19 protein-coding genes are annotated in these 23,292 nt (G+C 61.8%); 7 read left to right on the top strand and 12 right to left on the bottom strand.

Annotated elements, in window-relative coordinates:
- Positions 1-21 precede the first annotated feature (21 nt).
- The 11 genes from KHO53_RS08100 to KHO53_RS08050 form a co-directional block, all read right to left on the bottom strand.
- The gene (locus KHO53_RS08100) at positions 22-1,251 is read right to left on the bottom strand and encodes a multifunctional CCA addition/repair protein (RefSeq protein ID WP_213570173.1); all 1,230 of its coding nucleotides are present in this window, start codon (positions 1,249-1,251) and stop codon (positions 22-24) included.
- A gap of 55 nt (positions 1,252-1,306) precedes the next feature.
- Positions 1,307-2,869, bottom strand: a complete 1,563-nt coding sequence (locus KHO53_RS08095) for a SpoVR family protein (RefSeq protein WP_010221439.1) — start codon at positions 2,867-2,869, stop codon at positions 1,307-1,309.
- Positions 2,866-4,137 (bottom strand): YeaH/YhbH family protein, encoded by a 1,272-nt coding sequence (locus KHO53_RS08090; protein WP_010221440.1) that lies wholly within the window; start codon positions 4,135-4,137, stop codon positions 2,866-2,868. The genes KHO53_RS08095 and KHO53_RS08090 overlap by 4 nt, the downstream gene beginning before the upstream one ends.
- Before the next feature lie 121 nt (positions 4,138-4,258).
- On the bottom strand, positions 4,259-6,181 hold the full coding sequence (locus tag KHO53_RS08085) for a PrkA family serine protein kinase (RefSeq protein ID WP_010221441.1): 1,923 nt from the start codon (positions 6,179-6,181) through the stop codon (positions 4,259-4,261).
- Positions 6,182-6,462: 281 nt separating this feature from the next.
- Positions 6,463-6,792, bottom strand: coding sequence for a thiosulfate sulfurtransferase GlpE (gene glpE, locus KHO53_RS08080; RefSeq protein WP_100783179.1), 330 nt, complete (start codon positions 6,790-6,792; stop codon positions 6,463-6,465).
- Positions 6,793-6,806: 14 nt separating this feature from the next.
- Positions 6,807-7,682 carry a symmetrical bis(5'-nucleosyl)-tetraphosphatase gene (locus KHO53_RS08075; protein WP_036995052.1) on the bottom strand — a complete coding sequence of 292 codons (876 nt, stop codon included), beginning with the start codon at positions 7,680-7,682 and terminating at the stop codon, positions 6,807-6,809.
- Positions 7,682-8,062: a Co2+/Mg2+ efflux facilitator ApaG/CorD gene (gene apaG, locus KHO53_RS08070; RefSeq protein ID WP_010221445.1), complete on the bottom strand. Its 381-nt coding sequence runs from the start codon at positions 8,060-8,062 to the stop codon at positions 7,682-7,684. Before apaG ends, KHO53_RS08075 begins: the two co-directional genes overlap by 1 nt.
- 105 nt (positions 8,063-8,167) lie before the next feature.
- Complete coding sequence (rsmA, locus tag KHO53_RS08065) at positions 8,168-8,974, bottom strand: 16S rRNA (adenine(1518)-N(6)/adenine(1519)-N(6))-dimethyltransferase RsmA (RefSeq protein WP_010221446.1); 807 nt, start codon at positions 8,972-8,974, stop codon at positions 8,168-8,170.
- Positions 8,971-9,960 carry a 4-hydroxythreonine-4-phosphate dehydrogenase PdxA gene (pdxA, locus tag KHO53_RS08060; RefSeq protein WP_213570172.1) on the bottom strand — a complete coding sequence of 330 codons (990 nt, stop codon included), beginning with the start codon at positions 9,958-9,960 and terminating at the stop codon, positions 8,971-8,973. Before pdxA ends, rsmA begins: the two co-directional genes overlap by 4 nt.
- Positions 9,957-11,276 carry a peptidylprolyl isomerase SurA gene (surA, locus tag KHO53_RS08055; RefSeq protein WP_010221448.1) on the bottom strand — a complete coding sequence of 440 codons (1,320 nt, stop codon included), beginning with the start codon at positions 11,274-11,276 and terminating at the stop codon, positions 9,957-9,959. Before surA ends, pdxA begins: the two co-directional genes overlap by 4 nt.
- Positions 11,257-14,064 (bottom strand): LPS-assembly protein LptD, encoded by a 2,808-nt coding sequence (locus KHO53_RS08050; RefSeq protein ID WP_213570171.1) that lies wholly within the window; start codon positions 14,062-14,064, stop codon positions 11,257-11,259. The genes surA and KHO53_RS08050 overlap by 20 nt, the downstream gene beginning before the upstream one ends.
- 130 nt (positions 14,065-14,194) lie before the next feature.
- Here KHO53_RS08050 and KHO53_RS08045 point away from each other — a divergent pair, with 130 nt between their 5' ends.
- From KHO53_RS08045 to KHO53_RS08035, 3 genes are read left to right on the top strand one after another with little or no spacing between them, the layout of a single operon-like run.
- Positions 14,195-15,220: an aminoglycoside phosphotransferase family protein gene (locus KHO53_RS08045; protein ID WP_213570170.1), complete on the top strand. Its 1,026-nt coding sequence runs from the start codon at positions 14,195-14,197 to the stop codon at positions 15,218-15,220.
- The gene (gene murU, locus KHO53_RS08040) at positions 15,217-15,888 is read left to right on the top strand and encodes an N-acetylmuramate alpha-1-phosphate uridylyltransferase MurU (RefSeq protein ID WP_213570169.1); all 672 of its coding nucleotides are present in this window, start codon (positions 15,217-15,219) and stop codon (positions 15,886-15,888) included. Before KHO53_RS08045 ends, murU begins: the two co-directional genes overlap by 4 nt.
- Position 15,889: 1 nt before the next feature.
- A complete protein-coding gene (locus KHO53_RS08035) occupies positions 15,890-16,654 on the top strand; it encodes a DnaJ domain-containing protein (RefSeq protein WP_159389411.1) in 765 nt (254 codons plus the stop codon).
- On the opposite strand, the gene KHO53_RS08030 is transcribed toward KHO53_RS08035, so the two are convergent.
- Entirely contained in the window at positions 16,651-17,655 is a 1,005-nt protein-coding gene (locus KHO53_RS08030) for an alpha/beta hydrolase family protein (RefSeq protein WP_159389240.1), read from the bottom strand. The two genes, KHO53_RS08035 and KHO53_RS08030, sit on opposite strands and share 4 nt — an antisense overlap.
- Positions 17,656-17,749: 94 nt before the next feature.
- Between KHO53_RS08030 and KHO53_RS08025 the strand changes: the two genes are divergently transcribed.
- From KHO53_RS08025 to KHO53_RS08010, 4 genes are all read left to right on the top strand, one after another.
- Entirely contained in the window at positions 17,750-20,140 is a 2,391-nt protein-coding gene (locus tag KHO53_RS08025) for a PAS domain-containing sensor histidine kinase (RefSeq protein ID WP_213570168.1), read from the top strand.
- 9 nt (positions 20,141-20,149) lie between these two features.
- Positions 20,150-20,779, top strand: a complete 630-nt coding sequence (locus tag KHO53_RS08020; RefSeq protein WP_010221455.1) for a response regulator — start codon at positions 20,150-20,152, stop codon at positions 20,777-20,779.
- 281 nt (positions 20,780-21,060) lie between these two features.
- Positions 21,061-22,185 (top strand): ABC transporter ATP-binding protein, encoded by a 1,125-nt coding sequence (locus KHO53_RS08015; protein ID WP_010221456.1) that lies wholly within the window; start codon positions 21,061-21,063, stop codon positions 22,183-22,185.
- Between the two features lie 40 nt (positions 22,186-22,225).
- A complete protein-coding gene (locus KHO53_RS08010; RefSeq protein WP_036995061.1) occupies positions 22,226-23,260 on the top strand; it encodes an ABC transporter substrate-binding protein in 1,035 nt (344 codons plus the stop codon).
- The last annotated feature ends 32 nt before the right edge of the window (positions 23,261-23,292 follow it).

Here is a 23,292-nt window from a genome sequence, read left to right as displayed (position 1 = left end):
CAGCGATGAAGGCGACACGCATTACCGCTTGGCGTCGTCCTTGTAGGCCTTCAACGCCTTCAGCCGCTCACCCTTGAGCGCCTCACCCAGTGCCTGCCCGGTCAACCCTTTCTGCACCAGCGGCTGCACCTGCACCGCCCGCGCTGCCGCTGCCGCACCGCGCAAATAGTCCGCCTGTGGGTAATCGCGCTGCTCCAGCCCTTTGCGGCCCCGGGCGTCCATCTCGCACGCGGCGATAAACTCCTCGAAGCGCTGTGGCCGTCGATACACGTCGAAGCTCTGCAGCAATTCCAGCAAGGTCGAGGCGCGTAACTCCAGTGCCCGGTGGCAGTGGGTGTGGTACTCGCCTACCAGCAACGCCAGCTCCTGGCATTCACGGGGCGCCTTGAAGCGCTGGTTCACCGCCGTGATCAACTTCAGGCCGCGCTGCTCGTGAGCGATGTGCCGTGGCCATTGCGCTTGCGGGGTAAGGCCCTTGCCCAGGTCGTGCAGCAAACAGGCCCAGCGCACGCTCAGGGGTTGTTGGTGCAGGGCGGCTTGTTCGAGTACCGAGAGGGTGTGGATGCCACTGTCGATCTCCGGATGATGGGCCTCGGGCTGCGGCACGCCGAACAGGGCATCGAGCTCCGGCATCAACTGCTTGAGGGCGCCGCAATCACGCAGAACCTGGATGAATACCTGTGGTTGATCTTCCATCAGCGCGCGGGCAATTTCCTTCCAGCTGCGTTCGGCGGTCAGCGCCTGCAGCTCGCCGGACTCGCTGAGTTCGCGCATCAGTTCGATGGTTTCCGCGGCTACGCTGAACCCCAGGCTGGCATAGCGCGCAGCAAAGCGGGCGACGCGCAGTACTCGCAGGGGATCTTCGGCGAACGCCGGTGATACGTGGCGTAAAATACGCGCTTCAAGATCTTTTTGACCGTTGTGCGGATCGCAGACATTGCCCTGGTCGTCTTCGGCCATGGCATTGATGGTCAGGTCGCGGCGGATCAGGTCTTCCTCAAGGGTGACCTCGGGGCTGGCATGAAAAGTGAAACCGCCGTAGCCACGCCCGCTCTTGCGCTCGGTGCGTGCCAGGGCATATTCCTCGCCACTCTTCGGGTGCAGGAACACCGGGAAATCGGCACCGACTGGCCGATAACCCAGGGCTTGCATCTGTTGCGCAGTGGCGCCAACCACCACCCAGTCGATATCACTGACCGGCCTGCCGAGCAGGCGGTCGCGTACGGCGCCGCCGACTTTGTAGATCTGCATGTAAAACCTCCGTTGATGCCACAGGATAACCTGTCTGGCAGCAACGGAGGGCGCGCTAGAGGTGTACTACAGCCAGGTCCAGGCGACCGTAGTCCGCTTCGCCGTGCTCGCCTCTGGGCGGCACGTGGTGGGTTTTCATCACCTGGTCGCCCTGCAGGGTCTCCAGGTGAATATCGAAGCCCCAGAGGCGGTGCAGGTGCTTTAAAACCTCTTCTGTGGAGTCACCCAGGGGTTTGCGGTCGTGTTGCTGGTGGCGCAGGGTCAGCGAGCGGTCGCCACGACGGTCGATGCTCCAGATCTGCACGTTGGGTTCACGGTTGCCGAGGTTGTACTGGGCGGCCAGGGTTTCGCGGATGATCCGGTAGCCACTTTCGTCGTGGATGGCTGGCACCAGCAAGTCCTCGCGCTGGTCGTCATCGAGAATGCTGAACAGTTTGAGGTCGCGGATTACCGTGGGCGACAGGTACTGGAGGATGAAGCTTTCGTCCTTGAAGCTGCTCATGGCGAACTTGATCGTCGACAGCCAGTCGCTGCCGGCGATCTCGGGGAACCAGCGGCGGTCCTCTTCAGTGGGGTGCTCGCACATGCGGCGGATGTCGCGGTACATGGCAAAGCCCAGGGTATAGGGATTGATACCGCTGTAGTAAGGGCTGTCGAAGCCGGGCTGGAACACCACGCTGGTGTGCGACTGCAGGAACTCCATCATGAAGCCTTCGGTCACCAGGCCTTCGTCGTACAGGTCGTTCATCAGGGTGTAGTGCCAGAAGGTCGCCCAGCCTTCGTTCATCACCTGGGTCTGGCGCTGCGGGTAGAAGTACTGGGCGATCTTGCGCACGATGCGCACGACTTCGCGCTGCCAGGGCTCGAGCAATGGCGCATGTTTTTCGATGAAGTAGAGGATGTTTTCCTGGGGTTCGGCTGGGAAGCGCGCGTTGTCGCGTTCACTGTTCTTGTCGGTACCCTTGGGAATCGTGCGCCACAGGTCGTTGATTTGTTTCTGCAGGTGTTCTTCGCGTTCTTTCTGCCGGCGCCGCTCCTCTTCGGCAGAAATCGGGTAGGGCCGTTTATAGCGGTCGACGCCATAGTTCATCAGGGCGTGGCAGGAGTCGAGCAGGTCTTCCACAGCATCGATGCCGTGACGCTCTTCGCACTGGGTGATGTACTGCTTGGCGAAGACCAGGTAGTCGATGATCGAACTGGCGTCGGTCCAGGTGCGGAACAGGTAGTTGCCCTTGAAGAAGCTGTTGTGCCCGTAGCAGGCGTGGGCGACCACCAGCGCCTGCATGCAGATGGTATTTTCTTCCATCAGGTAGGCGATGCAGGGGTCGGAGTTGATCACGATCTCATAGGCCAGGCCCATCTGACCGCGGCTATAGGACTTTTCAGTGCTGAGGAAGTGTTTACCGTAGGACCAGTGGTGATACCCCAGCGGCATGCCGACAGAGGCATAGGCATCCATCATCTGCTCGGCGGTGATCACCTCGATCTGGTTGGGGTAGGTATCCAGGGCATAGCGCTCGGCCAGGCGGCTGATTTCCCGGTCATAGGCCTGGATCAGTTCGAACGTCCATTCGGACCCGGTAGAAATGGGGTGGCGCTTCTGCTCTCTAGCGGTCATGTCACTAACCTGCGCTGGAAGAGTTCACGGAAGACCGGATAGATATCGCCGGCCGACACCAGCTGCTGCTGGGCGAATGTATCGACAAAGGCTTCGCCGATACGCTCATACTCGTACCACAATGCCTGATGTTCGCGAGGGGTGATTTCAACGTAAGTGTAGTACTGGACGAACGGCATGATCTGATTGGAGAGGATCTCGCGGCAAATCGGTGAGTCGTCATTCCAGTTGTCGCCGTCCGAGGCCTGGGCGGCGTAGATGTTCCATTCATTGGCCGGGTAGCGTTCGGCCATGATCTCCTGCATCAGTTTCAAGGCGCTGGATACGATGGTGCCGCCGGTTTCCCGGGAATAGAAGAACTCCTCTTCGTCCACTTCGCGGGCGCTGGTGTGGTGGCGAATGAACACCACCTCGATCTTGTCGTAATTACGCTTGAGGAACAGGTACAGGAGGATGAAAAAGCGTTTGGCGATGTCCTTGGTGGCCTGGGTCATGGAGCCGGAAACGTCCATCAGGCAGAACATCACCGCCTTGGAGCTGGGGTTGGGTTGCTTGACCAGCAGGTTGTACTTGAGGTCGAAGGTATCGAGAAACGGCACGCGGTGAATACGGGCGCTCAGACGCTCGATTTCTGCTTCTATTTCCTGAATATCGCCGAAGTTATCCGGTTCTTCTCGCTTGAGTCTCGCCAGTTCCTCTTGGGCTACGCGCAATTTCGCCCGGCTGCTGCCGGACAAGGCGATGCGCCGGGCATGGGCCGAACGCAGGGTGCGGATGATGTTGATGCGTGACGGGTTGCCTTCGTTGCTGATACCGGCGCGCACGGTCTTGAAGGTGTCGGTGCCGGTCAGATGGCGTTTGACCAGGTTGGGCAGTTCGAGGTCCTCGAACATGAACTCGAGAAATTCTTCCTGGGTGATCTGGAAGACGAACTCGTCCATGCCTTCGCCGGAGTTACCGGCCTTGCCACGGCCGCCGCCCCCGCCGCCCCCTTGCGGACGGGCGATATGCTCGCCGGCAGTGAATTCCTTGTTACCCGGGTGCACCACCGTTTGCTTGCCGCCACGGCCATGGTGCAACACCGGTTCGTCGATGTCGCGACCGGGAATGCTGATCTGTTCGCCATGTTCCATGTCGGTAATGGAGCGGCGGCTTACGGCCTCCTCGACGGCTTTCTTGATGTGTTCACGGTACCGCCGCAAAAAGCGCTGGCGGTTGACCGTGCTCTTGTTCTTGCCGTTCAGGCGTCGGTCGATCACATAGCTCATAGGCCCCTCCGGGAGTAGGCGGTAGCTGCAAGCTTCAAGTTGGATCACCGCTGCACCTGCAAGCGCGACACGCATTTGACAGCCGTGCGCGGCTTGCAGCTGACAGCTTGCAGCTTGCCGCTTATTGCGATTTTCTGACCCGCAGGTACCATTCCGAGAGCAGCCGAACTTGCTTGTCTGTGTAGCCGCGTTCCACCATTCGGGTGACGAAGTCGTTGTGTTTTTGTTGATCCTCTTTGCTGGCCTTGGCGTTGAAGCTGATGACCGGCAGCAGGTCTTCGGTGTTGGAGAACATTTTCTTCTCGATCACCACCCGCAGCTTTTCGTAGCTTAGCCAGGTCGGGTTCTTGCCGTTGTTGTTGGCCCGGGCGCGCAGCACGAAGTTGACGATCTCGTTGCGGAAGTCCTTCGGATTGCTGATACCGGCCGGTTTCTCGATCTTCTCCAGCTCTTCGTTGAGGGCGATGCGGTTGAGGATCTCGCCGGTTTCCGGGTCGCGGTACTCCTGGTCCTGGATCCAGAAGTCGGCGTACAGCACGTAGCGGTCGAAGATGTTCTGCCCGTATTCGCTGTAGGACTCCAGGTAAGCGGTCTGGATTTCCTTGCCGATGAACTCGATGTAGCGCGGTGCCAGGTACTCCTTCAGGTAGCGCAGGTAGCGTTCGCGCACTTCGGCCGGGAATTGTTCCTGTTCGATCTGCTGTTCCAGCACATACAGCAGGTGCACCGGGTTGGCGGCGATCTCATGAGGGTCGAAGTTGAACACCTTGGAGAGGATCTTGAAGGCGAAACGGGTCGACAGGCCGTTCATGCCTTCGTCCACCCCGGCCGCGTCGCGGTACTCCTGGATCGACTTGGCCTTGGGATCGGTATCCTTGAGGTTCTCGCCGTCATACACGCGCATTTTCGAGTAGATGTTCGAGTTTTCCGGCTCTTTGAGCCGCGACAGCACGGTGAACTGGGCGAGCATCTTCAGGGTGTCAGGCGCGCAATGGGCCTTGGCCAGCGAACTGTTGAACAGCAGCTTGTCGTAGATCTTGATCTCGTCGCTGACCCGCAGGCAGTACGGCACCTTGACGATGTAGATCCGGTCGATGAAGGCCTCGTTGTTCTTGTTGTTGCGGAAGCTGTGCCATTCCGATTCGTTGGAGTGGGCCAGCAGGATCCCGGAGTAGGGGATCGCACCGAGGCCTTCGGTACTGTTGTAGTTACCTTCCTGGGTGGCCGTCAGCAATGGGTGCAGGACTTTGATCGGTGCCTTGAACATCTCGACGAATTCCATCAGGCCCTGGTTGGCCCGGCACAGCGCGCCCGAGTAGCTGTAGGCGTCGGCGTCGTTCTGTGGGTATTCCTCGAGTTTGCGGATATCGACCTTGCCCACCAGGGCGGAAATATCCTGGTTGTTCTCGTCACCCGGTTCGGTCTTGGCCACGGCGATCTGGTTGAGGATCGACGGGTAGAGTTTGACCACCTTGAACTGGCTGATGTCGCCCCCGAACTCGGCCAGTCGCTTGGTCGCCCAGGGCGACATGATGGTGTTCAGGTAGCGCCGCGGGATGCCGAAGTCTTCTTCGAGGATGGCGCCGTCTTCCGCGGCGTTGAACAGCCCCAGGGGCGACTCGAATACCGGCGAGCCCTTGATGGCATAGAAGGGCACCTTCTCCATCAGTTGTTTGAGCTTTTCGGCCAGGGACGATTTACCGCCGCCCACCGGGCCCAGCAGGTACAGGATCTGTTTCTTCTCTTCCAGGCCCTGAGCGGCGTGGCGGAAATAGGACACGATCTGGTCGATGCATTCTTCCATGCCATGGAAGTCTTCAAAGGCCGGATAGCGGCGGATCACCTTGTTGGAGAAGATGCGCGACAGCCTTGAGTTGTTCGAGGTGTCGACCAGTTCCGGTTCGCCGATAGCCATCAACAGGCGTTCGGCCGCCGAGGCATAAGCGCTGCGATCGCTTTTGCAGAGCTCAAGGTACTCTTGCAGCGAAAGTTCTTCCTGACGGGTAGACTCGAAACGTTGTTGGAAGTGGCTAAAAATACTCATGACGTCACCTCGCTCGATACGTGGAGCCGACGCCGGATCAGTCAGCTGATGCTGGCATGCAATCGGCGCTACCGATTGCTGTATACCCCCCAGAACACCTAGAACTCGCTACCGATGACCCGCACGCCGGTGTACCGGCTCTCCCCTTTTTGGATGGCCTGCGCTTAAGGATAGTTCGTAATCGGGGAGGTCAAGGGTGGTTGTACATGAAGTTCGCCATGACCGTTCGTCTGGTCAGGCGCGAGCCCGCGCAGGACGCGGGCTGCGGGAGATGAAAAAAATTATTCGGCGCTGCCCTGGGCGGTTTCTGCCGGGTAGGTGCCACGCCACAGCTCGAAGCCGCCGTCGAGGCTGTAGACGTCGGAAAAGCCCTGGCTGATCAGATACGCGGCAGCACTCTGGCTGGAGTTGCCGTGATAGCAGACCACGACGGTGGGGGCGTCGAGGTCGGCAGCGCGGATGAAATCCGCCACCGAATGGTTGTCCAGATGCCGGGCGCCAGTGATGTGGCCAGCGGCATAGGCTTGGGGGTCGCGAATATCGACCACGACCGCACCTTGCTCGCGCAGCGCCTGGGCCTGCTCGGGAGGGATGCGTTTGAATTCGCTCATGGGTACGGTTTCCTTCAGGACTGGTCGTTCATTCTAGCCGGTTGTGCAGGCGCAGGCTGCGCTCTGGGGGTACCTTCGTCGGTGCAGTCGCAACGATGCATGGCGCCGGTGTCGACATTGTACAGGGTCATGGCGCCACCCCAGACGCAGCCGGTGTCCAGGGCGACTACCCCGGGTTCCTTGCAGCGGCCTTCAAGGGCCGCCCAGTGGCCGAAAATGATCTTCACATGCCGTGAGCGACGGCCTTTGTGGGCGAACCAGGGCTTGTACCCGGGCGGGGCAGTATCGGCGCCTTCCTTGCCTTTGAGGTCGAGCTTGCCTTCGCTGGTGCAAAAGCGCATGCGGGTGAAATAGTTGGTGATCACCCGCAGGCGGGTGACGCCGCTCAGGTCCTTGCTCCACTTGTTCGGCTCGTTGCCGTACATGCCATCAAGGTAGAGCTTGAAGCGGTTGTCGTCGCGCAGCGCTTCCTCCACTTCGCCCGCCAGCTCCAGGGCTTTGCCCAGGGTCCACTGCGGGGGGATGCCCGCGTGCACCAGTACTACGCCGCGTTGCTCGTCGTAGTGCAGCAGCTTTTGCCGGCGCAGCCAGTCGAGCAGTTCAGCGGCATCCGGGGCACCGAGGATCTCGCGCAGGGTGTCGCTCTTTTTCAGGCGCTCGATGTTATGCCAGGCGGCCAGCAGGTGCAGGTCATGGTTGCCCAGCACGCACACCAGTGATTGGCGGATCGAATAAAGGAAGCGCAGGGTCTCCAGCGACTCCGGGCCGCGATTGACCAGGTCGCCGACCAGCCACAGGCGATCGACTGTCGGGTTGAAGGCGACCCGTTCGAGCAGGCATTTGAGTGGCTGCAGGCAGCCTTGCAAGTCTCCGACTGCGTACACCGCCATCAGTGCAGGGCCCCGGGAACCGCCAGACGAAAGGGGGCGATGACGGCGTCGAAGCGCTTACCGTCTTCAGCGAACATCTGGTAACTACCCTGCATGGTGCCGACCTTGGTGCTGATCACTGCGCCGCTGCTGTAGGTATGGCTTTGCCCGGGCTCGATCAGCGGCTGCTGGCCGATGACGCCAGCGCCCTTGACCTCCTCGACGCGGCCATCACCGTTGGTGATCAGCCAGTGGCGTGACATCAACTTGGCTGGCACGGTGCCGTTGTTCTTCACCGTGATGGTATAGGCGAAGGCGAAACGGTCGTTTTCGGGGTCGGATTGTTCTTTGAGAAAGCGGGTCACGACGCTGACGTCGATCTGGTAACGGGGATCAGACATGCAAGGGGCCTTGGCAACAGACGCGGATACGGCGATGGCGTCAGTCTAGGCTATCGGCGGGGTAGCCGGCCAGTCATGTGGGCATGACTGGCCATTGCGGCAGGATTACGCGGCGCTTTGTTGCTCGGCCAGCTTGTCGGCCAGGCGCACGAAGGCGGCCAGGTCGAGTTGCTCCGGACGCAGGCTGCCATCGACGCCGGCAGCCTCGATGGCGTCGCTGCTGAGCAGGGCCTTGAGGGTGTTGCGCAGGGTCTTGCGGCGCTGGTTGAAGGCTTCGCGCACGATGCGCTCGAGCAGGCGGTGGTCCTTGGCCGGGAACGGCAGGGTTTCGTGCGGTACCAGGCGTACGATCGCCGAGTCGACCTTGGGCGGCGGGTTGAACGCACCCGGGCCGACATTGAACAGGTGCTCGACCCGGCAGTGGTACTGCACCATGATCGACAGGCGGCCCCAGTCACCACCGCCTGGGCCCGCGGCCAGGCGCTCGACCACTTCTTTCTGCAGCATGAAGTGCATGTCGCGGATCAGCTCGGCGTTGGCCAGCAGGTGGAAGATCAGCGGTGTCGAGATGTTGTACGGCAGGTTGCCGACCACGCGCAGGCTGTTGGGCGCCGCACCGAGGCTGGTGAAGTCGAACTTCAGCGCATCGCCTTGGTGCAGGCGGAAGTTGTCGCGGCCAGCGAACTGCTGGTTGAGAATCGGCACCAGGTCTTTGTCCAGCTCGACCACGTCCAGTTGCGCGCCGCTGGCCAGCAGGCCGGAGGTCAAGGCGCCCTGGCCCGGGCCGATTTCCAGCATGCGCTCGCCCGCCTTGGCGTGGATCGAGCGCAGGATGCGGTCGATGACGCCGGCGTCGTGCAGGAAGTTCTGGCCAAAGCGCTTACGCGCCTTGTGTTGGTATTGCTCGGTCATTTTCGGGTCTCGGCCATCTGGTAGGCGGTTTCCAGGGCGACCTGCAGGCTGCCGGTGTCGATCTTGCCGCTGCCAGCCAGGTCCAGGGCAGTGCCGTGGTCGACCGAGGTGCGGATGATCGGCAGGCCCAGGGTCACGTTGACCGCAGCGCCGAAGCCTTTGTACTTGAGTACGGGCAGGCCCTGGTCGTGGTACATCGCCAGCACTGCGTCGCAGTGCTCCAGATATTTGGGGGTAAACAGGGTGTCGGCGGGCAACGGGCCGTGAAGGTCCATGCCTTCGCTGCGCAGGCGCGCCAATGTCGGTTCGATGGTGTCTATTTCTTCGTGCCCCAGGTGGCCACCTTCGCCGGCGTGCGGGTTGAGGCCGCAGACCAGGATGCGCGGGTTGGCAATACCGAACTTGTGCTGCAGGTCGGCATGCAGGATCCGCGTGACACGCTCCAGGCGCTCGCTGGTGATGGCATCGGCAACATCGCGCAGGGGCAGGTGAGTGGTCACCAGGGCTACGCGTAGGCCACGGGTGGCCAGCATCATCACCACTTGCGCGGTACCGGTCAGGTCGGCGAGGAATTCGGTATGGCCAGAGAAGGCGATACCGCTTTCGTTGATTACACCTTTATGCACCGGCGCGGTGATCATCCCGGCGAAATGCCCGTCCAGGCAGCCTTGCCCGGCGCGGGTCAGGGTTTGCAGCACGAACGCGGCGTTGGCCTTGTCCAGCTGGCCGGCCACCACCGGGCTCTGCAGCGGCGTATCCCAGACATACAGGCTGCCCGCCGGCGCGGGCTGGTCGGGGAGGGCCGCGAGGCTGACTGGCAGCAGGGTGACGGCCACGCCCAGCTGCGCGGCCCGCTCGGCGAGCAGGTCACGGCTGGTAATGGCAATCAGGGGGTGCGGCTGGGCTTGCGTGGCAAGCAGCAGGCACAGGTCAGGACCTATGCCGGCCGGCTCGCCGGGTGTGAGGGCGAAGCGCTGAGGTTTCACTGCGCGGCCTGATCGGCGCCAGGAAGCTTGATTTCGACGTAGGCTTCGTCACGGATCTGACGCAGCCAGGTCTGCAGCTCTTCATCGTACTTGCGGTTACGCAGTACGTTCATCGCTTGTTGCTCGCGAGCCTGTTCGGTGCTGTCGGTGGCGCGGCGGCCCAGCACTTCGAGCACGTGCCAGCCGTACTGGGTCTTGAACGGCTTGCTCACTTCGCCTTGCGGGGCGCTGGCCATGACTTCGCGGAACTCCGGCACCAGGGCGCTCGGGTCGATCCAGTTGAGGTCGCCGCCATTGAGGGCCGAGCCCGGGTCTTCGGAGAAGCTCTTCGCAAGTTCAGCGAAATCTTCGCCGTCCTTGATGCGTTCGTAGAGTTTCTCGGCCAGTTGCTGAGTGGCTGCTTCGCTACGGATTTCGCTTGGCTTGATCAGGATGTGACGGACATGCACTTCGTCGCGCATGGTGGCTCCGCCACCGCCACGTTTCTCCTGCATCTTGATGATGATGAAGCCGGTAGGAATACGAAGCGGCTGAGTAATGTCGCCGACGTTCAGACTGCTGAGCAACTTGGCGAAGTCAGGCGGTAGCTGACCGGCTTTACGCCAGCCCATTTCGCCGCCTTCCAGGGCGTTTTCGCTGGCAGAGTTGGCAATTGCCATCTGGCCGAAGTCGGCGCCGCTCTTCAGGCGCGTGTACAGCTCGCCGGCCTTCTGGGCCGCCGCCTGGATCTGCGCCGAGTTGGCGCTTTCCGGCGTCGGGATCAGGATGTTGGCCAGTCGCCATTCTTCCGACAGTTGCATCTGGCCCTGCTCCGAGGCGAGGAAGTTCTTCACTTCCTGCTCCGAGACCTGGATGCGTTCGGCAACCCGGCGCTGCCGCACACGGCTGATGATCATCTCGCGACGAACCTGCTCGCGGGCATCTTCATACGACAGGCCGTCACGGGCCAGGGCCGCGCGAAACTGCTCCAGGTTCATGCCATTGCGCTGGGCAATGGTGCCGATGGCCTGGTTCAGCTCTTCGTCAGTGATGCGGATACCCGAGCGATCGCCGATCTGCAATTGCAGGTTTTCGACGATCAGGCGCTCGAGCACCTGCTGGTCCAGCACCCCGGCGGGCGGCACGGAGCCACCACGCTTGGCGATGGTCTGCTGGACTTCACGCACGCGGCTGTCCAGCTGGCTTTTCATCACCACGTCGTTGTCGACGATGGCCACAACGCTGTCCAGGGGTTGCACGGCGGCGTGCGCCGTGCCGGTCAGCAATACCGCGCCCAGCAACAGCGGGCGCAGACAATCAGTAAGCTTGGTCTTCACGAGTACGATAACCTTGAATGCCCTTGTCGAGGAAAGACTCGACCTTGTTGCCCACTACGCCGCCGAGGCCTTTCAGCACAATCTGCAGGAAGACGCCGTGGTCGCCTTTTTCGTTTTGCGGAGTTGCCTGGCTGAAATCGTCGACATCGATCCAGTAACGGTTGATCAGACGCAACTTCCAGCAGCAGTTGTCATACTCGAACCCACCGAAGGCTTCCAGCGTGCGATTGCGGTTGTAGTCGTGCTGCCAGCGTGCAATCGCGGTCCACTGTGGAACGATCGGCCACATGACCGAGAAGTCATGTTGCTGGATCTTGTAGTAGTCCTTGATGAAGTTCGGGTCGCCCGGTGTCCCATAGTCGCCACCGAACTTCCATTGACCGGTTGCCTGGTCGTAAATGACCAGGTCGTTACGGTAACGGTAACCCAGGTTGACCACTTTGTTCGGGTTGTCCTCAGGCTGGTAGTGGAACATCGCGCTGCCCGAGCGGGTGCTGCGGCTGTCCGGGTCCCAGTTGAAGTCCGAATTGAAGCGCCAGTCGCGGTTGAAGCGATACTCGTATTCCAGGGCATAAGGGGAAACGTTGGACAGCGCTTCGTCACGAATGCGGTAGTCGACACCTGGCAACTGAACCTTGCGGTCCTTGAAGTAGTAAGCCTGGCCGACGCTCAGGCGCTGGCGCTCGAAACCATTCTCTTCAATCCAGCGGTTGGTCACGCCCAGCGACAGTTTGTTTTCGTCGCCAATACGGTCGGTGCCGGAGAAACGGTTGTCGCGAAAGAGTGCAGCATAATTGAACAATGTTTCGCCAGTGTCAAAGACAGGAATATCTTTCTGGTCTTCGTAAGGCACGTAAAGGTAGAAAAGCCGAGGCTCAAGTGTCTGGCGATAGTTCTTGCCGAACCACTGGGTGTCACGGTCAAAATACAGGCCGCTGTCGACGCTGAAAATCGGCACGTTGCGGTTCTGCGAACTACCGAACCTGCCGAACACTGGGTCAGCAGTTTCTGCCTGCTGCTTGCCCTGGCTGTCCAGGTCAAGCTCGTAATGGGTCGAGGCGTACTTGATCGATGGGGTCAGATAGCCATAGGTTTCTTTCAATGGCAGGCTGATCGATGGCGCTACGTGCAGGCGGGTGCCGTTTGCACGGGCCAAGCCGAACACGTTCTGGTCGATACGACCACCGTCTGGGCGAACACTGGTATCCAGGTTGCCGTTCTTGTCGAACACACTGCCGCTCTTCAGGTCACGCTCGAAGCGCACTGCTTCGGTCTCGTACTTGAAGTCCAGCCCGGCCGGATGGTACGGGAGCATGCCGTTGAAGGTGACTTGTGGCAGGCGATCGTAAGGCGTGATCTGGGAAATAGTAGCCAGTTCATACGCCTGGACATTCAAGCCGGCAGTGTAGTTGTCGCCACGCCAGGTCAGTTTGCCCTGCTGGTTGATGAAGTCTTGGCTCTCGACACCGATCTGATCCGACTCCAGGTCCTGGAAATAGAACGGGTCGCTGATATCGGTGTAGTCGACTTCAGTCATCAGGCGCTCATCAAGACCACCTTTATGCTGCCAGTTAACCATCCAGCGCTGGTCTTTGTAGTCCGTCTGCAGCTTGCGATCGTCATTCTTGTCATTCAGGTAGGCACCACCGAACTGTCCCTCGCTGGACTTGGTCAGGTAGCGGAACTCGCCTTCCATCAACAGGCCGCTTTTGGCCATGTAGCGTGGATACAAGGTGGCGTCGTAGTTAGGCGCGAGGTTGAAGTAGTACGGCGTGACCAGGGTGAAGCCGGTATCGCTGCTGGTGCTGAACGACGGCGGCAGGAAGCCGGACTGGCGACGGTCATCGATCGGGAAGTAGATGTACGGTGTGTAGAACACCGGGACATCCTTGACCCGCAGAGTGACGTTGGTCGCGGTACCGAAGCCGGTGGCCGGGTTCAGGGTGATGTTGTTGCCCTTGAGCTGCCAGGCGTTGCTGTTCGGCTCACAGGTGGTGTAGGTACCATCCTTGAGGCGAATGATGGCGTTCTCAGCACGCTTGGCGTACAGCGCGCTGCCGCGGATGCGCGATTTGTGCATCACGTATTCGGCGTTGTCGACCTTGGCTTCACCGGTGTCGAGCTGGATGTCGGCGTGATCGCCCACCACCAGCGAGCCGTTGTCGCGAATCTTCACGTTGCCGCTCAGCTCACCACGGTTCTCGGCCTGGTACAGGTTGGCCTCGTCGGCTTCGACCTGCATGCTGCCCTGGCGCATGACCACGTCACCGGCGAGGGTGGCGATCTGCTGTTCCTGCTGGTAGCGCGAGACCTTGGCTCCGATGAAGGTCGGCGACTCATCTTTTGGCGTGGTGTCGTTCATGCCCGGACGCGTCGGCTCGATGTAGGCGCCGGCGCAGTAAGGCCCGGTTTCGGCGAGCTGGGCCGGGGTCAGCTGGTCACGTGGCACCCAATCCAGGTGACTGGCATCGGGGCTACGGGATTTCAGCACACGACCCTTGGCCTCGGTGACCAGAGCAGGACCTTGAGCCTGTTCCTGGGCGACCTCGCCGGAGCCGGCTGGCGTTTCACCGGACGAGCTGGCAGCGGCACCGGCATGCACCGGGCGCGGCGGCAGTGCGGCGGCAGGGGTTTTGGGCTTGCAGTCCCAGCCTCCGGCAGCAGACACTTGGCAGTCGAACTGCTCTGCGGCGACCACGTATGGGGTTGCCAGAGGTTGCATCGCCAGCAAACCGCCGGTGACCAGCAACGGGAATTTTTTACGAAACGCGGGGGATTTCAATGCCATCTTATTAGTCCGGGCTTCCTGCGTGCCATCTGCCCGCGTGTGGGGCCGCACGCCTCTCGATGGTCTGAAAAAGATGCTGGATAATAAAGCATGACCCGCTTGACGGCTAGGGCCGTCGGAGACCCTTGTAATGCCCGATCACGATGTACGCTTGCAACACCTGAATGTCTGGCTCGCCGAGCAGCTGGCAAACCTGTTCCACAAACAGGGCTGGGGCACGGTTCCCGCGGGTAGCCTGACCGCTGCCAGCAGCGACGCGAGCTTTCGTCGCTACTTCCGCTGGCAAGCCGCAGGCCACAGCTTTATCGTCATGGACGCGCCACCGCCGCAGGAAAACTGCCGGCCATTCGTTGATATCGCCCACTTGCTGGCCACTGCCAGCATCAATGTTCCGGTTATTCATGCCCAGGACCTTGAGCGCGGCTTCCTGCTGCTCAGCGACCTGGGCACCCAGACCTACCTCGATGTGATCAACGCCGAGAATGCCGATGGCCTGTTCAACGGCGCCATCGACGCGCTGCTGGCCTTCCAGCAATTGCCGATGGACGCGCCGCTGCCAAGCTACGACGTGGCACTGCTGCGCCGCGAGCTTGAGCTGTTCCCCGAGTGGTACGTGGGCCGCGAACTGGGCCTGGGCTTCACCGACGCACAACTGGCGGCCTGGCAGCGCATCAGCAGCCTGCTGATCGACAGCGCGCTGGCCCAGCCAAAGGTGCTGGTGCACCGCGACTATATGCCACGCAACCTGATGGACAGCGAGCCGAACCCCGGCGTGCTGGACTTCCAGGATGCGGTGTACGGGCCGGTGACCTATGACGTTACCTGCCTGTTCAAGGACGCCTTCCTGAGCTGGCCACAAGCGCGGGTGCAGGGCTGGTTGAAGGATTACTGGCAACGCGCCCAGGCCAAGGGCATCCCGGTGCAGGCGGATTTCGAGGACTTCCACTGCGCCAGCGACCTGATGGGGGTTCAGCGTCACCTCAAGGTCATCGGTATTTTCGCCCGCATCTGCCATCGTGACGGCAAACCGCGTTACCTGACCGATGTGCCGCGTTTCTTTGCATATATAGATGAAGTGATCGTCCGTCGTCCGGAGCTGGCCGAGCTCGATGAATTGATCGAGAGCCTGCAGGCTGCTGCCGGAGTGCGTCCATGAAGGCGATGATTCTCGCTGCGGGCAAGGGCGAGCGGATGCGCCCGCTGACCCTGCACACGCCAAAGCCGCTGGTACCGGTGGCCGGCATGCCGCTGATCGAATACCACCTGCGTGCGCTCGCGGCTGCCGGTTTCAAGGACGTGGTGATCAACCACGCCTGGCTGGGACAGCAGATCGAAGATCACCTGGGCGATGGTTCGCGCTGGGGCCTGAGCATCCGTTACTCGCCGGAAGGCGAACCGCTGGAGACCGGCGGCGGCATTTTCAAGGCCTTGCCATTGCTGGGTGATGAGCCCTTTGTACTGGTCAACGGTGATATCTGGACCGACTACGACTTCAAGCACTTGCCACAAGCGCCGATCGGGCTGGCCCACCTGGTGCTGGTGGACAACCCCGGCCACCACGGCAAGGGCGATTTTCGTCTGCAGCATGGTCAGGTCAGTGACGGCAATGCCGATGCCGATACCCTGACCTACAGCGGTATCGCCGTGCTGGCCCCGCAACTGTTCGCCGACTGCCAGGGGGGCGGCTTCAAACTGGCGCCATTGCTGCGTCAGGCAATGGCGGGCGGGCAGGTCAGTGGTGAGCATTACAGCGGGCACTGGGTGGATGTCGGCACCCTTGAGCGTCTGGCCGAAGTCGAGCGACTGCTCGCCGAGCGCCGCTGACATGTTGTGGCCGAGCACAGTGATAGGTGCCGGAGCAGGCTTTGCCATCGCCAGTATTCCCGGGGCGTTGCTGGGGGCGTTGCTGGGCCAGGCGATGGACCGCCGTTTGCAGTTACACAGTTGGGCGCATGTGCGTGAACGCCTGGGCGGGCGACCGGTGCTACGCGACGATGAGGTGCTGTTCGTCCTGCTCGGGCGCCTAGCCAAGAGTGACGGGCGGGTGGTCGACGGGCATATCCAGCAGGCGCGGGTGGAAATGCAACGCCTGGAGATGAGCGAGCCGGCCAGGCGCCGCGCCATTGCTGCGTTCAATCGCGGCAAAAGCGGCAAGGAACGCCTGGGCGTTCATCTGCGGCGCCTGAAGCAACAGCCGCATGCCGCCGAAGGCATGTTGCGCGCTTGCTGGCGCATGGTCTGGGCCGATGGCCAGGCCGGTCGGCATGAGCGTGAGTTGCTGCTGGAGTGGGGCCAGGCCCTCGGCTGGTCGTCAGTCAAGGTCAAGGCCCTGGCGCTGGAGTATGAACCGCAGAAGGCGGCAGTGGCCGATGGCACCCTGGGGTATCCGCAGGCCTTGCGCGTGCTCGGGGTCAGCGCAGACACCGAAGCCGGGCAGATCAAGCAGGCCTATCGGCGACTGCTCAGTCGCCATCACCCGGACAAACTGGTGGGCAATGGCGCCAGCCCTTCGCAGGTCCGCGAGGCCACTGAACGTACCCGCGAACTGCATCAGGCCTACGCCGTCATTCGCAAACGCCGCGGCTTTTAGTCGAGCTTTTCCGGGCTCAGCCAGCCACGGATGCGGCGGAACAGCTGTTCCTGTTCCGCCGCGCTGTTACCTGGCATGGCGGTCAGGCTGACCTGGCGGTAGTTGGCATCCTTCAAGCGTTTACTGGCTTGCAGGCGTTGCTCGGCTGCGCGCTTGGCCTGGGGCTGGGTGGCGTAGAAAAAGTCCGCGGTGGGCACTTTCAGGGTCGGCGCCAGGCTGTCCAGGCCTTGTTCGGCCTGGGTCGGCGTCTGGGCGGCGACCATCACCAGCTTTTGTACCTGCGCCGGTTGCCGCTCGCTCAGGTAGCGGGCGGCCCAGTAGGCGCCGCTGCCGTTGCCGAGCAGGACAATGCTGCGGGCATTCTGTTGTTGGGCATAGGCGACGGCAGCGTCGAGGCGGGCGAAGATACGTTCGGCATCGGCCTTGTCATCCTCAACCGGGGCTTTTGCCTGCTCGACGCTTTCGTTGTTGTCGCTTTCCGCTGCCGTGGCCTGTTCGATACTGGCGTTGGCGTTGGCCGGGGTGTCCTTGACCGGTGCGCTTTCGCCTTGCTCGGCCTTTTTGGCTGGCGCCGGTGCGACTTCGATGCGTGCTTGCGGGCTGTTGGCCAGCAGGTCCGGCTGGGCCAGGCTCAGGCTGTGCCAACCGGCATCGGGAAACTTGCGCCGCAATGGGCCGACGGTTTTCGGCCAGTCGGCATTTTCGCCGGCACCGGCAAGAATGATCAGGGCGCCTTCAGGCTCGGCGGTGTTGGCCGGTTTCCACAGGGCCAGGAAGTTGTCGCCGCCGGCCTGCAGGGTTTGCTGTTCAGCCTGAGGCACCTGGCGCTCCAGGGCCTGGGCATCTTCCAGGCTGCGTTCGGCCAGCGGTTGGCGTTCGACAGCGGCAGGTTTGCTGTCGGCAGCAGCTTCTGGCGTTTCGCCAGCTGCCGCTTGTGCGGTACAAGGTAGTATCAGTGACAGGCATAACGCCGGCAGCGTCGTGCGATAAAGTGCGAACATGGATCGATCCAGGCCAGATTAATACCGGCAGCCTAATAGTATTTACTCGGGACGGCCATGCTCGGTGGCCGTCCTACCCTTGATGAGAGTGCAGATGAAGCGTGTGCGCTGCCTGTTGCTTATCGGCTGTTTTTGCCTGCCCTTGATCGCTTGGGCGGCTTCGGCTGCCGCGCCTGCGCAGGTTGTGCTGGAGCCTGCACAGCAGCAGTGGCTCGAGCAGCATCGCAGCCTGCGGGTCGGGCTGGTGTTGCAAGCACCCTTCGCCCAGTTCGACCGGCGCCTGCAGCAGCTCTATGGGGTTAACGTCGAGCTGATGAACTGGCTCGGCCGCTCATTGGGACTAGACCTCACCTGGCGCAACTTTCCTGACCAGGCGGCACTGGAGCATGCGTTGCTGGCTGGCGAAGTCGATCTTGCTCCGGGGCTGACCCAGACCCCTGCCAGCTTGCGCCTGTGGTTGTTCAGCGACCCTTACATGCGCGTGCCACAACTGATCGTCGGGCCACGTACCGGCGCGGTGGCGGTTGATCTGGAGAAACTCGCCAGCACTGACCGGGTCGCCGTGCGCATGCCCAGCACCGTGGCCGATTATCTGCGTGCCACCTATAGCAATCTGAACCTGCAAGGTGTGCCTCAGGAGCGCCAGGCTTTGCAATTGGTGCTCAGCGAACAAGCACGCTTTGCCGTGGTGGACGAGGCGCAATTGAGCCGCCTGTCGCGGGAAAGCGAGTTCAGTGAGCTGGTGGTGGTCGGTGATATCGGCTTGCCGCAGTTGTTGAGGGTTGGCTCGCGGCGGGACTGGCCCGAGCTGGCCAAAATTCTTGAGCGCGGCCTGCAGACCATTCCAGCCAAGGACCTGGAGCAATTGCACCAACGCTGGCTGGAGCCGAAGTATCCACGGCTCAGCGAGTCCCCGGGCTTCTGGCAGAACCTCGGCCTGCTGCTGGCGGCGCTGCTGTTGAGCTGCGTGGCCATAGTTCTCTGGCAGCGCCGGCAACTGCATCAGCTCGAACACAGCCTGCTCGCCACCCGCGACACCCTGACCCAGCGCCAGGCCCGTGAAGAAGCCTTGCGCCTGAGCCAGTTTTCCATCGATCAGAGCACGGTGGGGATCCTCTGGGTCAACTGGGACAGCCATGTGCGTTACGCCAATCGGGCCGCCGAGAGCATGCTCGGCTACGCCTCGGGGGCTCTGATCGACCGGCCGTTGATCGATTTCGAGCCGAACCTGCACATGGACCGCTGGCTCGACCTGTGGAAACGCGCCCGGGCCAGCGATGAGGCGCCACAGCATTTTGAAACCCGGTGCCTGCATGCCGATGGCAGCCTGTTGCCGGTGGATGTGTCGCTAAGCTTCCTGCGTTTTCGCGATGCCGAGTACCTGGTGGTGTTTCTCGCCGATGTCACCGAGCGCCGGCGTGCGTTGGCAGCCTTGCGCGAGAGCGAGGCGCGGCTCAAGGGCATCGCCGGCAACGTACCGGGGTTGGTGTTTCGCCTCGAACGCAACCCGGCTGAAGGCGAGCTGGAGTTCCCCTATATCAGTGAAGGCAGTGAAGCTCTGGTGGGCTACACGCCGGCCGCGCTCCAGCACCCGGACATGGGCCTGCGCAACCTGGTGCACCCGGATGACCGCGCCGATTATCACCGGGTCCAGGACCTGGCCCTGGCCAGCGACAGCGACTGGTTGTGGCAGGGGCGGATCCTGACCCGTCAGGGCGAACAGCGCTGGGCCGACATCAAGGCCAGTACCCGTACCCTGGCGGATGGCCGGGTGGTCTGGGACGGAGTGGTCTGGGATATCAGCCAGAGCAAGCGCGTTGAACTTGAGCTGGCGCGCTCCCAGGAGCAACTGCGCGAACTGTCGGCGCACCTGGAAAGCGTGCGAGAGGAAGAAAAGGCCCGTATCGCCCGGGAAGTGCACGACGAGTTGGGGCAGATGCTCACGGTGCTGAAGCTGGAAACCTCGATGTGTGAACTGGCCTATGCCGAACTGGATCCCGGTCTCAACGAGCGCCTGGGCAGCATGAAGCGCCTGATCGCCCAGCTGTTCCAGCTGGTGCGTGATGTGGCCACCGCCCTGCGCCCGCCGATCCTCGATGCCGGTATCGCCTCGGCCATCGAGTGGCAGGCCAGGCGTTTTGAAGCGCGTACGCAGATCCCCTGCCTGGTGCAGGTGCCGGAGAATCTGCCACCCTTGAGTGATGCCAAGGCCATTGGCCTGTTCCGCATCCTGCAGGAGGCGCTGACTAATGTCATGCGCCATGCCCAGGCGCATACTGTGCAGATCAGCCTGAGCCTCGATGGTCAGGCCCTGCAACTGACGGTGATCGACGATGGTGTGGGATTTGTCCTGGAGCAACATCGGCCTTCGTCGTTCGGCTTGGTCGGCATGCGTGAGCGGGTGCTGATGCTGGGCGGCCGCATGACCCTGGAAAGCGAACCGGGCGAGGGCACCAGCCTGAGCGTTGCCATCCCTCTGGATTAGGAGCATTGCGTGATTCGAGTACTGGTTGCCGAAGACCACACCATTGTCCGTGAAGGCATCAAGCAGTTGATTGGCCTGGCCAAGGACATGCAGGTAGCGGGGGAGGCTGGCAATGGCGAGCAATTGCTGGAAACCCTGCGCCATACCGAGTGCGAAGTGGTGCTGCTGGATATTTCCATGCCCGGGGTCAACGGCCTGGAGGCGATCCCGCGGATTCGCGCCTTGAACAACCCACCGGCGATCCTGGTGCTGTCGATGCACGACGAAGCGCAGATGGCGGCGCGGGCGCTGAAGGTCGGCGCTGCCGGCTATGCCACCAAGGACAGCGATCCGGCCCTGCTGCTGACCGCCATTCGTCGGGTGGCCGGTGGCGGGCGCTATATCGACCCGGACCTGGCCGACCGCATGGTCTTCGAGGTCGGCCTGACCGATGCCCGGCCGCTGCATTCATTGTTGTCGGAGCGGGAGTTTTCGGTGTTCGAGCGCCTGGCCCAAGGCGCCAACGTCAACGACATAGCCCAGCAACTGGCCCTGAGCAACAAGACCATCAGCACCCACAAGGCACGGCTGATGCAGAAGCTCAACGTGAACTCGCTGGCGGAATTGGTGAAGTATGCGATGGAGCACAAACTGTTGTGAGTGTTCCAGAAACGACATCGTGCTTACCTTCATCGCTGGCAAGCCAGCTCCCACAGAAAACCAACAGGCATGGCTCTTGTGGGAGCTGGCTTGCCAGCGATAGCGATGATTGTGGCGATGAAGTTTTCAGCGCTTATCCAAAAACGCCATCCTTGTAGGGCAATCCCTACCCCAAGCCTTCCAACGCGCTGATATCAATCTCTCTCCCCCCCCGATTTGCGCCGCTTGCCGCCTTCACTAGGCTTTGGATACAGCAGTCATCCAATAAAAAAGGTGCGGGTATGAGTGAGGTGAATTCGAGCGCTGCAACCGGCGAAGTGCTGGTCAGCTTCCGTGGTGTGCAGAAGAGCTACGACGGCGAATCGCTGATCGTCAAAGACCTCAACCTGGATATCCGCAAGGGTGAATTCCTCACCTTGCTCGGCCCGTCCGGTTCTGGCAAGACCACCAGCCTGATGATGCTCGCAGGGTTCGAAACGCCGACCGCAGGCGAGATCCAGTTGGCCGGCCGTTCGATCAACAACGTGCCGCCGCACAAGCGCGACATCGGCATGGTGTTCCAGAACTATGCGCTGTTCCCACACATGACCGTGGCCGAGAACCTGGCGTTTCCCCTGAGCGTGCGCAACCTGAGCAAGACCGACATCAGCGAGCGGGTCAAGCGTGTGCTCAACATGGTTCAGCTCGATACCTTCGCCCAGCGCTACCCCGGCCAGCTTTCCGGTGGCCAGCAGCAGCGGGTGGCCTTGGCCCGGGCGCTGGTGTTCGAGCCGCAGTTGGTGCTGATGGACGAACCTCTCGGTGCTCTCGACAAGCAGCTGCGCGAACACATGCAGATGGAGATCAAGCACCTGCACCAGCGCTTGGGCGTCACTGTGGTCTACGTCACCCACGACCAGGGCGAAGCACTGACCATGTCGGACCGCGTGGCGGTGTTCCACCAGGGCGAGATCCAGCAGATCGCCGACCCGCGCACCCTCTATGAAGAGCCGAAGAACACCTTCGTCGCCAACTTCATCGGTGAAAACAACCGCATCAATGGCCGCTTGCTCAGCCACGACGGCGAGCGCTGCCAGGTGCTGCTGCCGCGCGGCGAGAAGGTCGAGGCGCTGGCGGTCAATGTCGGCCAGGCCGGCGAGCCAGTAACCCTGTCGATCCGCCCCGAGCGCGTGCGCCTCAATGGTCACAGTGAAAGCTGCGTCAACCGTTTCTCCGGGCGCGTAGCTGAATTCATCTACCTGGGCGACCACGTGCGGGTACGCCTGGAAGTCTGCGGCAAGGCCGATTTCTTCGTGAAGCAGCCAATTGCCGAACTCGACCCGGCCCTGGCCGTGGGCGATGTGGTACCGCTTGGCTGGCAGGTGGAGCACGCCCGCGCGCTCGATCCTTTGCTGGAAGCCAATTGAAGGTTTGCTTCACCAACCCTGTACTGTGGAGAGAATAATAATGCGCAAACACTTGAAGTTGACCGCCCTGACCCTGGGCCTGTTCGCGGCAACCCAGGCCATGGCGGCGGCCGACCTGACCGTGATTTCCTTCGGCGGCGCCAACAAGGCGGCCCAGGTCAAGGCGTTCTACGAGCCATGGGAAAAGGCGGGCAACGGCAAGATCGTCGCTGGCGAGTACAACGGTGAAATGGCCAAGGTCAAAGCCATGGTCGACACCAAGAGCGTGTCGTGGAACCTGGTTGAAGTCGAATCGCCGGAGCTTGCCCGTGGTTGCGACGAAGGCATGTTCGAGGAGCTTGATCCTGCACTGTTCGGCGACGAGTCCGACTACGTTCCCGGCGCAATTCAGCCGTGTGGCGTTGGCTTCTTCGTCTGGTCCACGGTCATGGCCTACAACGCCGACAAACTGAAGACCGCACCGACCAGTTGGGCGGATTTCTGGGACACCAAGCAGTTCCCGGGCAAGCGCGGCCTGCGCAAAGGCGCCAAATACACCCTCGAATTCGCCCTGATGGCCGACGGCGTTGCGCCCAAGGACGTTTACAAGGTGCTCGCCACCAAGGAAGGCCAGGATCGCGCCTTCAAGAAACTCGACGAACTCAAGCCCAGCATCCAGTGGTGGGAAGCCGGTGCACAGCCGCCGCAGTACCTGGCCTCGGGTGACGTGGTCATGAGCTCGGCCTACAACGGCCGCATTGCCGCCGTGCAAAAAGAGAGCAACCTGAAAGTCGTCTGGAACGGTGGTATCTACGACTTCGACGCCTGGGCCATCCCCAAAGGCGCCAAGAACGTTGAGGAGGCGAAGAAGTTCATCGCCTATTCGGTCCAGCCTGAACAGCAGAAGACCTACTCGCAGAACATCGCCTACGGCCCGGCCAACTCCAAGGCGGTCGCGCTGCTGTCCGACGAGATCAAGAAAGACATGCCGACCACCCCGGAGAACATCGCCAACCAGGTGCAGATCGACGTGGCGTTCTGGGCGGACAACAGCGAGCAGCTGGAGCAACGCTTCAACGCCTGGGCTGCCAAGTAAGGGCTGCTGATGGGGCGTCGGCTTGCCGCCGG

This window comes from Pseudomonas sp. RC2C2 (genome assembly GCF_018390435.1).
Taxonomy (GTDB): domain Bacteria; phylum Pseudomonadota; class Gammaproteobacteria; order Pseudomonadales; family Pseudomonadaceae; genus Aquipseudomonas; species Aquipseudomonas donghuensis.
The sequence above is the reverse complement of the archived record's forward strand: the minus strand, read 5'-3'. Positions and strand labels throughout refer to the sequence as shown.